A 14835-nucleotide genomic window follows, 5' to 3' on the forward strand; every position below is an offset into this window, starting at 1 on the left:
TTAGACGAGCGTTAGGAGGCTTTCGCACCCTACTGGGAGTTTTGAGTATATCTATAAGGATTAGACTAAGAAGGTCTACAGATGTGTCTTTCCATTCTCAAAACCTTTAATCAGGACCTACTTGTTGAAATGCTTGAAAATGCACATTACTTCGAGCGGAGGACAAGCTACTATACACTGCATATATTTTGCATAGTTATGCCCAGCGTGTTTATAAAGAGCGTTTGTTTTTCAAAGCGATGGAGATACCGTGGATATTTTCCCTTGTTAAGGGAAAGGGGCACATAAACTTTTTCTTACCCTCCCTCCCCCAACAACTCCCCAACCGAAACCTCCAACGCTTTCGCAACTGCAACCACTTCATAATCCTGCACGAGTCTATGCTGACCCTCTAACCTTGATAAACTGGTCGGACTGATGTCTAAACCAAAGGTTTGTAACCTAGCAAGAAAATCTTTTTGCTTCATTCGCTTAGCTTTTCGGATAGCTACAACCCGGGTTCCGATGATATTTTTATCGCCAGGGGGCTCTTCACGATGCTTCATTTTGGGGTCACCTCACAATTTAACCAAATTGTATGCGAGGTAAATGTTGTTTTAATGCGAATATCGAATTAAAATAAAATAAACCGATAAACGCATTAAAAATTAAATACATCGTCTACAGACATAGCTTTTCCAGGAAGGAGGGAGTGCCATGCAACACCTCTTGCGCAAATATGAGGAAGAGAAGTGCAAGCTGAATCAACTCGGACAGGCATCCATAGATCAGGGAATCCCATTAAGCAGCAATGAAGCAGTTCAGGCTCAGAGCCGCAAGGTAGACGAGCTCGTTAATCTGATGTATCGGGAGAAAAGCGAACATGCAGGAACCTTTAGTTTTGATCACTATTTAGGAGGGGATAGGATGAGCTTCCCATCATGGTTTCTACAGGCGATGCAGGGTCGACTGGACGAGGTATCTGCACAAATCGAGAATCAATCCGAGCTTGAGCAGGTTTTTGAAAAAGAAAGTAAGGCTTTTAAAACCTTGTTTGCCTCTTTGGATCTAGCACGTATGCCAGAGTTCATAGATTGGGAAGATAAGTTTCATTCCAAACAAGCCATTCTTTATGAACGCTTATACTTACAGGGATTTAAGGATGGTATGCAACTTGTAAACTCGTTGTCGTATACCTCTGTCTTGGCTGACAAAGACGTATCCTGTAAAGCTGGCCAAAAAAGTATGTAAGTCCTAGGGAAAAGTGATAAACTGATCAGCCTACCTGCACGCCAATCCTTTTTTCTTACCGTGACGACGCCATAGTCTACCAGGAAGCGGGCTCCGGTGAATATGAGCGGAGCATGTTTGGCGCGTATGTGCTGTTCCCTTACCCGGATGAGGAGCGGTTCAAGAATCACCGGTTCTACAAAAGCATTGAGCTATTGAACATCGGCGCTTTGCCGTTCCTGCCGAATGCGACAAGCCTGGTGGAGCAATTCCTGGAGGAGATTATTCAGGATAGTCCGGAACGGGCTTATGAGCGCTCCACCCGTCCACGGGGGACGAAGGAATACTATGCCAACCAGCTGGCAGGCAAGAATGTGCTGGTCGGTTCGGTTCGCGGACCCGGGCAGGTGGAGGTGGCGCTGCAGCGGTCTTTTTACCATCTGCCGCTTAAGAATGTCTCGGATGTAAAGCTCCTCACGCAGATCGAATATGTGGCCATGTGCCAGTCCCGGAAGAAGTTTATTGATCCGGCGAGAACGGGCATTCACTGGGTAGGCAAAGTGGCGGATTGGAAGATAGTGCGGCGGAAGGAGATCAAGGAGGTTCCTTGCCGTCCGGGTACCGAAGAAGAGCTGTATGTGCGGTTTACGGTGGAGGCCTGGCAGCGGCTAGCGGCCCCTATCGCCCTTGGAGGCCAAGGGATATACAAGGTTCTCTACACGAGTAAGTATATCCTGGACCGGGCACTCGAAATTGCCGAGCTCCGGCTGGAAACAGAGGATGCACTGCGGGAATGGCGCGAGAAGCGCCGCAGGGACCGGGTGCAGGTGAAGCTGGATCATGCGGAGTATGTGGATTTGGGCAGGGTGGTCGAGGTGAGGAATGTGTAGCTTTAGCTTTTTTAGAACCAGAAATAACGTTTGAATTAATGAGATATGCTTGATATGTATGGAATATTTAGTTATTATTGAATTAACAATTATGTTAAGTTGACTTAAATGTTAACTTATTCTCAGCGTATAATTTCCTCTTTCCTGGAGGGGAATAATGTTGATATTCAATTGAATGAAGGGAGCTGAGAAAGATGATTAAAAACGAGACAGCTTACCAAAAAGCACAGGAAAAGTTAAAGCAAGATAAAGACTTTATCCTCCGGGAAAAAATGAGATTTACAGAAATGGGTCTGACAAATGAGCAGATCGAAATGGCGATTGAACCACTGTTATCTTTTCATGAGCAATTAAAGGAAGAAGTTGAGTATTATGAGAAGATAAAGAGGGGTTCCTTTAATCCTATTTATAAATTTACTGATATAGGAAAAAACCTGATTGCTTTTAGAATATACATTAATATGACGCAAGCGGAGTTAGCTAGAAGGTTAGAGGTTTCGGAGGCACAGGTTTCCCGGGATGAACGAAACGAGTATTATGGTGCCACTGCAGAAAAAATCGAAGCTGTTATGAATGCCATGGGAATGAGGGCAACCATAAAGATTGAAGATGCCGGATTAGGAGCATAAATTAATCTGTACCGTCGATATCTTGGAGACCATGTATCCTATGGTCCTTCCACTACTACCCAATCACAATCCGCACACTATAAAAGCTCAAAGCGCCAAGTATCCCATGCCGGCGTTTTGAGCTTATTTTCTTCTGAAGGACTTTTCCCAGTCGGTGCTTACTTCGGCTCTGGTCGGAAATTGCTCCTGCTTGGAGATTTATGCTTCCGTCGCAATACTTTCACCATGTTCGTTCGGGGTGATTTCAGCGATGATGGAACCTGTAAGACACATTCGTAAGGATGAGCAAGATGATAATGCCAAGCGGCTTCGCGTGAAGAGACCCGGCTATCCTATCCTTCGAGAAGGACTACGCCCCTACATATAATCCCGGTGGTGAACCATGAACCATGGATACATTCAGATACACAGCAACCGATGAAACCTTCGACTTACTGGATTTTCACGATGCGGTTATAGATAGCATTCAAGTATCGGACCATGAAATCGTTGTAGAGCTCGAGGCGGTTAACATACTTGCGGGTCATCCGCTTAACCCTTATTCTGTAGCTAAAAGTACAGATTACTGCAGGCTGATATTTGCCCATCCATCCCTCAGTCATGCAACTCTATTTCAGGAAGAGAAGCCTCACCGGCGAATGGAGTGCACTGACTTGCAAGACATGGAGATTCTCCAATTCGAGCGGAGAGAACAAGAAGAGTGCTATCTATACATAATCTTGGGTCTGGATAGCCACTTCTGTAAATGGGTCATCCAAGCCAAAGGCTTCTCTCTCCACTGGAGTGAGTTTAATGGAGACGCCTGGTTTGTTGATTAGCGAGATAGTCAGCACACGGGCCACGTTCTCAAATGAGGGCCCGATAGCTTTTCCTCAATTCGATCGTTATTTTTTGCTGCCCAGTATGATACACGATATTGTTGTTTCTGCACTTAAGCAGTTCCCGAGTTGCTTCGTCAGGATCTTGAATGGCCTTAATTAGAGCGACTTCATCCACATATTGCGTGTTATCCTTGGTGTGGGATTTCAAAATCTCAAGCAGAACATATTGGTCAGGGTAAGTATTTCGAACCTCTTGCCATTGCATCATAAACACCTCACTATAGGTAGTTCATAATCCCATTGTACATATTGGGCAGAGTGGTTGAGGTGAGGAATGTATAGGAAGAATAGAATTGAAGACAGGGCTCTGTTTTACGTTGTAAAACATTGTCATCGTGGTATAATGAACTCAGAAACAGCGTACAATGGCAAAGAGAGCCGTGCGGCTAACACGACTCTCTGCGCGGGTAGCCGCTTTTAAGGGCGGAGGCTTAAAAGGTTTATCCATCGAAATAGGACCGCTACCTTTGACCGGGGCGGCCTATTTCTTTTTGTGGAAAGATAGAATCAACACAACCAGAGTCGCAAACGAAATCATTAGCGTCAATGCTTGGTATACTTCCACAGGCATCACCTCCCTTCAAGGGAGATTAGCCGACCGCCCATATAAGCCTATCTATTGCTTCTGCGATTATAACATGGATGGAAAATTTTGAATACTTGGCAATTGCAAGCTCGAATAAATAAGATTGAGCACGTTATACATAAGCAGATAGGAAGTGACCCCATTGGACAAACAAGCAAAGAAGATCTTAATGAACACCTTCTGGACCTCAGCCGGCTGGAAGAGCAGTCCGGATGCTTTTGCCGGGGAGCCCTTCGAGTATGCCAAAAGCAAGGGCTTAATGTTCGATCCGGTCACCATTACCCATGACGAGATCATTAAGCGGCTGCATGAGCTGCATCAGGTTATTAGCAAGGAGCGGGTAGCTGCCGCTTTCCTGCACAGTCTCTCTACCAAGAAAGTCCATTTGCGGAGCGCCCTGTCCAGTTGGGCTCTGACTTCCGGGTTGCCTGCGCATAGCTATGGGGAGCGGAGTACAGTCCGGCCGAATTACAGCAGCTGCGGAGATTGTAATGCTTACGGGTTGATGGCGGACCAGGAATATATCGAAGAGGATTTGAATGTGCTAAATTTCGAACGGGTGAAATGGGGCGGGATTCGCCTGAACTGGCTGCTGTACTGCTGGCTGGACCTTGAATTGTTCAGTAAAGAGAAAGCACCCGATTGTACCGCAGAGGATACTGCCATACTTTCGGGAATGCTCGAAGCGGTTCGTGATTGTAGTGCGGATGATGAGAGTGCGCGGATGCTGGAGAAGCGTTGGAAGAACGTGCTTCCTTCCAGTAAGAATGAGCGGGATGTGATTATGGAGATCTGGGGCTATGCCGGATTGCTGGTACCGCAGGACACCCCCCGGAAGCGCAGAGGCGGAAGCTCTGACTTTAACTCCGTGGCGGAGTGGCAGGGCAATGACGGATATTCTCAGGAGACGCTGGAGTTTTATTTCGGTGCGTTCTTATAGGTGACTTGAGATAAGAATACAATATTTCGGTGCGTTGACCTTCCCTTAACCGGAAGGTTTTTTGTGTGAAATTAGTACTAATAGAACCTCACATAATTGCCGAAATATAGGTATGTTCACTGGAAAATAAGGTTTCTTCGAAGACATACATCATGCTGCCAGCGCAAATGGAGGGGCCGTTCATGTCAGCCCATATTTATTCTTTCGTTTTGTTTATTGCTTTTGCCATCTATTTTATTTTAGGAATATATACGTTGTCGATCAACGCACGCAGCAAGCCGAACCGTCTCTTTTTTGCAGCCTGCCTGTCTCTTGCGGTGTGGGCCTTTTGTTTCTCGGTGGCCAATTCGGCGCAGGATTATGAGACCGCCCTCTTGTGGCGCAGATGGACTTCTCTCGGCTGGGGGACCGTATACAGCTTACTGCTGCATTTCTTTCTGATTGTGACAGAACGGACCAGCCTGTTGAAGAGGAAATGGATCTATGTGCTGCTGTACCTTCCGGCAGTGGTGAACGTTGTCGCCTTTGGCTACAGCGATACCGCAAGGGAACAGTATAAGCTGGTAAATACTCCAGTGGGTTGGGTGAATGTATCGGCGAACGGCTGGGGGGATGTGTACTTCAACCTGTATTATATTCTGTTCACGCTGGCAGGCTTGCTGCTGCTCTGGCAGTGGGGGAAGAAATCGGACGACCGCTTAAAGAAGAAGCAGGCTTATCTCTTTATGTTCACCTATACGGCGGCCATGATTCTGGGGACGTTAACCGATGTGGTCGTAAATGCATATACATCCTATAAAATTCCGCAAATGGCGCCTATCATTGTGCTTTTACCTACAACCGCTATTTTCTATGCGATTAAACGGTACGGGCTCATGGGTCAGGGGAAGAGTGGCCGGGCTGAACCGGGGAAGATCCTCAGCGAAGTCAACATGGAAAGATTCATTAAGATTATGTCCTTCGTGTATGTCATCGGGGGAATGCTGCATTTTGCAGCCCAGTATTTCTTCAATCAGCAGCTTCCGCATATCGACTCTGTATTATTGTTCAGTCTGTTCTTTTTTGCTATCGGCGCAATGTTGGCCGTGATCCGGCTCCTCCCGCTCAAAGCGGATGTGAAAGAATACATGTTTATTCTTATCATGCTGGTATCTATTCTGCTGATCGCCATAAATTTTATTACTTCTGCAAGCATTACCGTATGGGCTGCGCCGTTCATTATTGTGATGCTGTCCGTGCTGTTTAATAACCGGCTGCTGATCCTCTGGATAGGGCTGTCTATTCTGGCTGTGCAGGTCTACATTTGGTTGAGAGTGCCGCAAGCCCTGGTCCTGGTTGACGGATCGGATTATCTTGCGAGAATTGGTATCTTCAGTATCACCCTCTGGCTGGCCTACTTCGTCAACCGGGTGTATATCCAGCGTCTGGAGGAGAATGAAGCGCAAATCCGGTTTCAGAAGATGGTCTCGCAGATTTCCGGTGACTTTGTTAAGGTGACAGAAGCCGATCTGGATGACAAAATCAATGAGCTGTTAGCGCTGTGCGGGGCGCATTTTCAGGTAAACCGGACGTTCTTCGTCAGTTTAACTGGACAGCAGAAAGCCTATGAATGGTGCAGCGAAGGTGTTGCATCCGCGATTGACATTATTCCCAGGCTGACCGGGGATGCCTTCCCCTGGTGGATGAACGAGACCCTGCAGACAGGCTTGGTCAATGTAACGGATGTGGACAGACTGCCGCCGGAAGCCGGCGCTGAACAAGAGCTGTTCAAAGCGCATCAGATGAAGTCGCTGATCTCCGTGTCGGTAAGCAATAAAGGCAAGAATCTGGGCTATTTGTTCCTGGCAACAGTCAAGACAGTCAAGGCCTTGGGGCCGAACCACCAGGAGCTGCTGAGAATTCTCGCCAATCTGCTGTCAGATGCGCTGGTCAGAGTGGAAGCGGAGCAGGAAATCAGCTACATGGCGTATTATGATGCTTTGACGGAGGTCCCGAACCATACGTTGTTTAAGAAGCAGCTGGAACAGTCGGTTCAATCTGCGGCGGGGACGGATCAGCACATTGGCGTTCTTTTCATTGATCTGGATGCTTTCAAAACAGTAAATGATACGATAGGGCACCTCGGAGGAGACGAGATGCTGAGACAGGTGGCAGCCAGAATATCCGGGTGTCTACGTGACCAGGATATGGTCTCGCGGTTTGGCGGGGATGAATTTCTGATCAAGCTGGCCGGGATCAATCGTGTAGAAGATATCAGGGAGCTTACGGAAGCGATCATGAAGTCGATTGCCCGGCCTATGATTGTCAAAGGCCAGGAATTCATCATTACGGCCAGTGCGGGGATCGCCGTATATCCTGAAGATGGTGAGAGTACGGAGCAATTGATCAAGAATGCCGACCTGGCGATGTATGCTTCCAAGGACCAAGGAAAGAACCAGTTCACCCTGTGCTCCCCGGCGATCAAAGAAGCCGCGCTCCAAAAAACGCAGCTGACCAATAGTCTCTACCGGGCGCTGGAAAGAAATGAGCTGGTGCTCTGCTACCAGCCGCAGGTCAGTGTAGCCACCAGACAAATCGTGGGCTTTGAGGCGTTGGTCCGCTGGAACCACCCGGAGCTTGGGCTGATTTCCCCGGCTGTATTTATTCCCTTGGCGGAGCAGAACGGGCTGATTATCCCGATTGGCCAGTGGGTGCTGGAGACCGCATGCCGGCAGCTCAAGGAGTGGCAGAAGCGGGGGCTGACCGGTGTACGCATGGCCGTGAACCTGTCCATCATCCAGTTCCAGGACCGGAATCTGCTGAGCATTGTGGACCGGACCATTCGTGAGACCGGCCTGAAGCCAGAGCACCTGGAGCTGGAAATCACCGAAAGCACGGCAGCGGAGGGCGAAGACTATATGATCCAGGTGCTTCACGAACTGAAGGGGCTGGGCGTGAGCATCTCCATTGATGATTTTGGCTCCGGGTACTCTTCCTTAAGCCGACTGAAGACCATGCCTGTCGACCGGATCAAAATTGACATGCAATTTGTACGCGGCATAGCCACAGGCAACGACGATGAAGCTATTGCCAAGACGATCATTCAGCTGGCCAAGAACCTGAGGCTCCGGGTGATTGCCGAAGGCGTTGAAACCGAGGAGCAGTTCGGGCTCTTCAATAAGTATCAGTGCGATGAGATCCAGGGGTATTATTTCTATAAGCCGCTGCCGGCTGCGGAGATTGAGGCGATACTGCGCAGCGAAGCCCATTATAACTTTTACCTTTAACCAGGTATTACTTTTTGGTGTTATGTAGACAGTAGTCCTCCATGCTAGAATCAAAGCATTCCAGCAAGTTACGAGTCAGATTGAGGAGGATTACATATGTGCAACAGATTTCAAATCGTAGGCAGCCTGCTGCGTCCGTCCAATTTATTAGAGTATAAACATCAGATTGAGCACCGCGATGATATCCGTTATCCTTTTTACCAGGAATTTCAGGGGTATGAGCAGTGTGAAGCTGAGGCCATCCAGTCCGTAGTCGATAAAGAAATTAACAATGGGTTGTCTGTTCTTACGGATGGGGAGTATTCAAAATCGATGTGGCATCTGGACTTTGTCTGGGGCTTCCAGGGGATCGAGCGGTATATCGCGGATCATGGGTATTTCTTCAGAGATACCGACGGAGCCTCCAAATACGAGACCCGAAAAGATATCGGACTGCGCATTACAGGTGAATTGAGCGGGAAGAACCATCATTTTATTGACGTATATAAGAAGCTTCAAGCTTCGGCCGGCGACCGTGAAACCAAGCTGTGCGTGCCTTCTCCGTCCCATATCTTTGGCGAGCTGTCCTGGTCGGATAACATTGGCGGCACAGAAGCTGTCTATAAGGACAGACATGAGCTTAAAGCGGGTTTGGTTAAGGCTTATCAGGAGTTTGTAACGGATTTTGCCGCTGCCGGCGGACAAATTCTGCAATTCGACGATTGCTTATGGGAGCTGTTCGCCGATGATAACCCGAACTCTCCCTATACCGGCGAGCATATTAACCAAGAGGAAGTCCAGGCGCTGGCGGCAGAATTTATCGATATTAACAATACCATCATTGATTACGGTCACAGCTTGGGCCTCAAAATGTGGACGCATAACTGCCGCGGCAATTATGATTCCCGCAATATGGGCGGCGGCTCCTATGCCAAAATCGCCAATCTGTTCTTGAAGCAGCTTAAATATGACCGCTTCTTCCTGGAATGGGATGATGAGCGTGCGGGCTCGCTTGAGGCGCTGGCGGTATTCAAAGACCGGCCGGAAACGGAGATTGTCCTTGGCTTGCTGTCTTCCAAAACCAATACGCTTGACGATGAAGCCCGTGTCGTCCGGATGCTGGATGAAGCCTCGAAGATTATTGATAAGGACCGGTTATTGCTGTCACATCAATGCGGCTTTGCGTCCTGTGACGGAGGCAACGAGTTAACGGAAGAGGAGCAGTGGGCGAAGATTAAGCAGGGGCAGGAGATTGCCCGGCAGTACTGGGGATAATATTGAACTTGGTTAAAGAGGGGGCCGTGCCCCTTCTTTTTTATTTTTAACAATCAGCAGTCATAGAATTTTCACTCGTGCATAAGAACGTTTGTGCTACAATGGGCTTTGTGAATAAATGGAAAGCGGTGGGTCTATGACGAAAAGGCAATGGGTCACTAAGTTTATGTTAATGCACAAATGGGTATTTGCATGCGGGTTCCTTATCACTACATTAATGACGATGATTAATCTGATGTATCCGTTCCTGAACGGGAGAATTATCAATGTTGCTTTCTATGATCAAGACATGAGTGCATTTCTGAATCTGTGCTTAATCTATGCGGGGATACTCGTATTCAATCAGTTTGTCGTTGCGACCTTAAACAATCTCATATCGTCACAGCTGATGACGGGGTTCGTCTTCGATATACGGCGGGCGCTATTCAACAAGATATTACATAAGAAAGGGAAAGACCTCTCAGGAATGTACAGCGGTGATATGATCAGCCGGATGAATCACGATGCCGCGGATATTATGAACCTTGTCTTCTGGAGCGGACTTTGGGGATATTCCAACTTTCTACATATCGTATTCGCTGTAGGCTTCATGTTTTACTACAACGTCTTTTTGGGGGCTTTTACGGTCGTTCTGGTTCCTGCCGTGTTCTTTGCCTCGAAATATTTCAAGGCCAGAGCGCAAAAGGTCAACCAAGATATTGCAACGGAACAGGGCAAGCTATCCTCTTACCTATTTGAAATTGTGAAGAATCTGCAGGAGATCAAGATCCTTAACGCAGGTAAAAAGGTAACAAGCGTCTATTTAAGAAAAACGACATCGATCAATAAACTGAACGTCGAGAACGGAAAAATCGAAGTGACGACTGAGCGGGTGAATGCGTTCATTACGCTGCTCGCCCAGCTGTTGATTTTTACGGTCTGCGCTTATTTCATTGTTAAAGGCGACATGCAGCTCGGAGTTTTCGTAGCGGCCGTAAGCTATTTCAGTATGGCTGTGACCTACTTCAGCTCTATTAACAGCAAAATTGTCGATGTCTGGGGGCAGACCGTCTCTTTACAACGCGTCGTAGATATTCTGAATGAAGAGGAAGAAGATTACAAGGACAACCAGCCTCATACGCAAATTAAGGAAGGCAGGATTGAATTTAACAATGTCACCTTTGGATACACCCAAGATAGACCTATATTGAACGGATTCAATCTCTGCATAGATGCAGGAAGCACGATTGGCCTTGTCGGAAGGAGCGGTGCAGGTAAAACAACGATGGGAAACCTGCTCTACAATCTATATAACGTTGACGGCGGTGAGCTTCTGATCGACGGAGTGAATGTTAATGAGTATAACCTGCATAGCTTGCGGAGCCAGGTGGGGATTGTCCATCAGGAGAATATCCTGTACGATAACACACTGCGTTACAACCTTTCCTTTTCGAATAACAAGGATCATGATGACGTATTGATGGAAGCGCTTAAGAAAGCCGCCCTGTATGATGTTGTCCTGACATTCCCTGACGGGCTGGATACGCTGCTTGGGACAGACGGGCAGGAATTATCCGGCGGGCAGAAGCAGCGTCTGGCTATCGCGAGGATATTGGTCAAGAATCCTAAGATTCTAATCTTTGATGAGGCTACATCCTCCCTCGACAGCAAGAACGAAGCACTGATCCGGCAGATGATGAGTGAGCTTTCGCAAGACCGGACGCTGATTATCATCGCCCACCGTTATTCCACCATTGCAAGCTGTGATAAAATCGCGGTTCTGGCGGATGGCGTCGTCCAAGGCTATGATACTCACGATGTACTGATTACAAGCAATCAGGTTTATATGGACTTATTCAGTGAACAGTATGCAGGAGGTGAAGCGGTATGAAACGATGGGACACCTTTAAGGCATTAACCCGGGATATAGACGGTATCCATAGGCCGCTTATTGCGCTCGGTTTGTTCAAGCTGTGGAATCTGGTATTCGGGCTGATCCCGTTGTTCCTGTACTCGTTTCTGGTTAACCGCGTTCTGGTTGATAAGAACTTGAATGAGCTTTGGCCTGTCATCGCCGGTTATCTGGCAGTGTTCCTGCTTACCACCATCGGAATTGCAGTCAGTAAGAGATTTTCCAACCAGTTAATCCTGAAATATGATGTGAGAATGAAGAACAGATTGCTCAAAAAGTATATTAGCCTTGATCGTGATGTATATGGCACCTATAGCATTGGCGATGTTAAGAGCCGGATTGAGAACGATGCTGCTGTTGCCGGGAGATTCTTCACGACTCATCTATTGGATTTTGCCTACGCCGTCGTTTATGCTGTTGCTTTGGCAGTGATATTGCTGTGCTACGACTGGCGAATTGCGCTGCTCAGTTTTATTTTTGTTCCGGTCTCTTTGGTTACGGTTAATTTCCTGGGCGTTAAAGCGAAGAAAGCCGGCGAGGAGCTGTGGAAGCTGCAGATCAAATATGAAAGCTTCTTGCATGCAAATTTTCAGAACTGGAAGGATGTTAAGACCAATAACCTTGAAGAAGCGCAGCTCGCTGAATTAAACGGACATTATAAGAAGATAAGGCCGCTTTGGTTCCTCAATCAGCTGTACTTACATTTTGGGATTACGTATTCGTTCTTCACGAAGAATTTTATTACCCAGCTGTTTATCTATTTTATTGGCGGATTATTTGTCATTAAGGGCTATTCGGAAGTTGGGGTGCTGCTCGTTTTTATCAGCTTTTACGGGCAATTCTTTGGGTTCATAGAGAGCATTAGCAATTCCATGATGAATTATAAGAGTGATTCCGTGAATATCGAAAAAGTAATCGGGATATTAAATTTAGAATCCGGTAAGAGACCCTATAAAAAAATAGACGGAACAGACCTGAACGTTGAACATCTGACATTCACCTATGAGGGGAACGATTCATTTACGCTTGACGGTATTTCGTTCTCTGTGAGTAAGGGGGAACATCTGGCCATCGTGGGAGAGAGCGGCAGCGGCAAGTCTACCCTCGCTAAATTGCTGACCGGGCAGCTTAAACCGCAAGGGGGGACTGTGAGCGTTGGCGGCATTGATATCTACTCCGTGAGCAGCGAGAGTGTATCGGACAAAGTGAGTATCGTTACGCAGGAACCCGTTCTTTTCAATATGACCATCAGAGATAACTTATTGCTGGCCAAACCCGATGCAACGGAGGCGGAATTGATCGGCTGCTGCCGCAGGGCGCGCATATATGATTACATTGATACCTTACAGGATAAACTGGATACGGTCATTGGTGAGAAGGGTGTCAAGCTCTCAGGAGGCCAGAGGCAGCGCTTATCGATTGCGCGGGCCTTTTTACAGGATAGGGACATCATTATTTTTGATGAAAGCACAAGCGCGCTGGACAACGAAAATGAGAGTGACATCATTACAGAGCTCAAGAGCCTGTCCTCGGGGAAAACCATGATATCCATTGCGCACCGTTTATCTACTATTCTGGACTGCGATCAGGTAATGGTTCTAAAAGCTGGCAGGGTGGTGGCCTTCGGTACACATACAAGCCTGCATAACCGAAACGAAGCCTATGATTTGCTGTTCCGGAGCCAGTATATGGCGGGCTGAGTTTATCTGTAGAAGGAGCTTCCGTTCCAGCGTAAATATATCAATCTCTTCTATACCTCTTCATTGTATTCTCTGTTTAAGTTTCACTTAAGTTCTCTGTATTATGATTGGAACAAGTCATGAAGCGGTCACGCTTCTTGAATACTAAACAGAGGATTTCTGCTGAATATAGAGGAGTGTTATTTTATGAAAACCAACAAACTGAAAAGCCTAAGCGCCGTTGCTTTGGCTGCATTACTTGCCGTATCCGCCGCGGGATGCTCGAATACTGAAGCTGGCAGTGGAGAGGCTGCTGTAGCCACTCAAACAGCTGCTAAGGCCGAAACCCAGACAGCTACTACGACCGAGTCGCCGAGTGCAACATCAGTTGCGGAAGCTTCCGGTGCAGCTACTACATCAGAAACTTCTGCTGCAGCCACATCAGAATTATTCAGTGACCGGGATTTAGAGCAGTCGGCGGATCTTGCAGCAGCAACACAGATGAAGCTGGTAAGCAATCAGGATGTGACCATAAGTGAGGAAGGCGTTTATGTCTTGAGTGGGGATGCACAGAATGTAACGGTAACGGTTGAGGCTGCCGAGGAGGCCAAAGTACAAATCGTTCTTGACGGGGTTAAAATAACGAATGAAGATTCGCCTGCCATTTATGTGAAAGCAGCGGATAAAGTGTTCGTTACCTCCACTGATAGTGAGAACTATATGGAGGTATCCGGAAGCTATGTGGCGGATGGGGAGACCAATTTGGATGCAGTTATTTTCTCCAGGGCAGATTTGACCCTAAATGGAACCGGAGCCTTGGGAATTGTATCGGGTCAGGGGAATGGGATCTCCTCCAAGGATGATCTCAAAATCACCGGCGGCGTGTACACCATCCAATCCGCTGCGGATGCGCTGGAGGCCAACGATGCCATTATGATCAACGCTGGAACGATTACCATGGATACGGGTAAAGATGGCCTGCATAGCGAAAATGAAGAGGATACCTCCCTTGGGAATATCTATATTGCAGGCGGCACGTTAAATATCAACGCTGCTGATGATGCCATCACCGCTAACAACCTTGTGCAGATCGATGGCGGTACTATCGACATTAAGACCTCTGTAGAAGGTATCGAGGCCAACAATATCGTAGTGAACGATGGTCAGATTACACTGTACGCAAGTGATGACGGCCTTAATGCCACACCAAAAGTCAATACAAATGCCGCGATTGAGGTTAACGGCGGTACGATTCATGTAAGCATGGGCAGCGGGGATACGGATGCCTTTGATTCAAACGGCGATCTTTATATTAACGGAGGAACCATTAATGTAGAAGCCACGTCTGCCTTTGACGCGGATGGTACAGCTCAGTTGAACGGCGGCACGGTCACAGTGAATGGCGAACCAATCACTGAAATTACGCAATCCCGCGGAGGCGGGGGTGGCGGTGGCGGTCGGCGCTTTTAGGGGCGGGGCTTGAAATAGGTAAGGCAGTCAAAGAATAGACCGCTTCCCGTGAGAAGGGCGGTCTATTTCTTGTTGAGGTAAGTTAGCAGGTTCAGAATGAACATGCCAAACATGAACTTCCATGCGAAGGCTGAAGCTGC

The 14835-nt window shown here is 47.5% G+C and carries 12 protein-coding genes; 10 read left to right on the forward strand and 2 right to left on the reverse strand.

Features of this window, described 5'->3' with window-relative positions:
* Nucleotides 1–296 precede the first annotated feature (296 nt).
* A complete protein-coding gene (locus F1381_RS20910) occupies nt 297–545 on the reverse strand; it encodes a helix-turn-helix domain-containing protein (RefSeq protein WP_151736788.1) in 249 nt (82 codons plus the stop codon).
* Between the two features lie 151 nt (nt 546–696).
* Here F1381_RS20910 and F1381_RS20915 point away from each other — a divergent pair, with 151 nt between their 5' ends.
* From F1381_RS20915 to F1381_RS20930, 4 genes are all read left to right on the forward strand, one after another.
* Nucleotides 697–1230 carry a hypothetical protein gene (locus F1381_RS20915; RefSeq protein ID WP_151736789.1) on the forward strand — a complete coding sequence of 178 codons (534 nt, stop codon included), beginning with the start codon at nt 697–699 and terminating at the stop codon, nt 1228–1230.
* Nucleotides 1231–1343: 113 nt separating this feature from the next.
* Nucleotides 1344–2099, forward strand: a complete 756-nt coding sequence (locus F1381_RS20920; protein WP_187355491.1) for a hypothetical protein — start codon at nt 1344–1346, stop codon at nt 2097–2099.
* Between the two features lie 194 nt (nt 2100–2293).
* On the forward strand, nt 2294–2728 hold the full coding sequence (locus tag F1381_RS20925; protein ID WP_151736790.1) for a helix-turn-helix domain-containing protein: 435 nt from the start codon (nt 2294–2296) through the stop codon (nt 2726–2728).
* Nucleotides 2729–3117: 389 nt separating this feature from the next.
* On the forward strand, nt 3118–3546 hold the full coding sequence (locus tag F1381_RS20930) for a hypothetical protein (protein ID WP_151736791.1): 429 nt from the start codon (nt 3118–3120) through the stop codon (nt 3544–3546).
* A 544-nt stretch (nt 3547–4090) separates the two neighbouring features.
* On the opposite strand, the gene F1381_RS29300 is transcribed toward F1381_RS20930, so the two are convergent.
* Complete coding sequence (locus F1381_RS29300; RefSeq protein WP_222850467.1) at nt 4091–4180, reverse strand: putative holin-like toxin; 90 nt, start codon at nt 4178–4180, stop codon at nt 4091–4093.
* A gap of 157 nt (nt 4181–4337) precedes the next feature.
* On the opposite strand from F1381_RS29300, the gene F1381_RS20940 reads away from it, so the two are divergent.
* The 6 genes from F1381_RS20940 to F1381_RS20965 all read left to right on the forward strand — a co-directional run bounded on the left by F1381_RS20940 (nt 4338) and on the right by F1381_RS20965 (nt 14695).
* Entirely contained in the window at nt 4338–5135 is a 798-nt protein-coding gene (locus F1381_RS20940) for a hypothetical protein (protein WP_187355492.1), read from the forward strand.
* Between the two features lie 182 nt (nt 5136–5317).
* Nucleotides 5318–8401, forward strand: a complete 3084-nt coding sequence (locus F1381_RS20945) for an EAL domain-containing protein (protein WP_187355493.1) — start codon at nt 5318–5320, stop codon at nt 8399–8401.
* Nucleotides 8402–8497: 96 nt separating this feature from the next.
* Complete coding sequence (locus tag F1381_RS20950; RefSeq protein ID WP_151736794.1) at nt 8498–9655, forward strand: cobalamin-independent methionine synthase II family protein; 1158 nt, start codon at nt 8498–8500, stop codon at nt 9653–9655.
* A 172-nt stretch (nt 9656–9827) separates the two neighbouring features.
* A complete protein-coding gene (locus F1381_RS20955) occupies nt 9828–11525 on the forward strand; it encodes an ABC transporter ATP-binding protein (RefSeq protein WP_281349937.1) in 1698 nt (565 codons plus the stop codon).
* The gene (locus F1381_RS20960; protein WP_151736796.1) at nt 11522–13246 is read left to right on the forward strand and encodes an ABC transporter ATP-binding protein; all 1725 of its coding nucleotides are present in this window, start codon (nt 11522–11524) and stop codon (nt 13244–13246) included. Before F1381_RS20955 ends, F1381_RS20960 begins: the two co-directional genes overlap by 4 nt.
* A 186-nt stretch (nt 13247–13432) precedes the next feature.
* Nucleotides 13433–14695: a carbohydrate-binding domain-containing protein gene (locus tag F1381_RS20965; protein ID WP_151736797.1), complete on the forward strand. Its 1263-nt coding sequence runs from the start codon at nt 13433–13435 to the stop codon at nt 14693–14695.
* Nucleotides 14696–14835 lie beyond the last annotated feature (140 nt).

The organism is Paenibacillus tengchongensis, from assembly GCF_008973665.1.
In the GTDB taxonomy this organism is placed as follows: domain Bacteria; phylum Bacillota; class Bacilli; order Paenibacillales; family Paenibacillaceae; genus Paenibacillus_AQ; species Paenibacillus_AQ tengchongensis.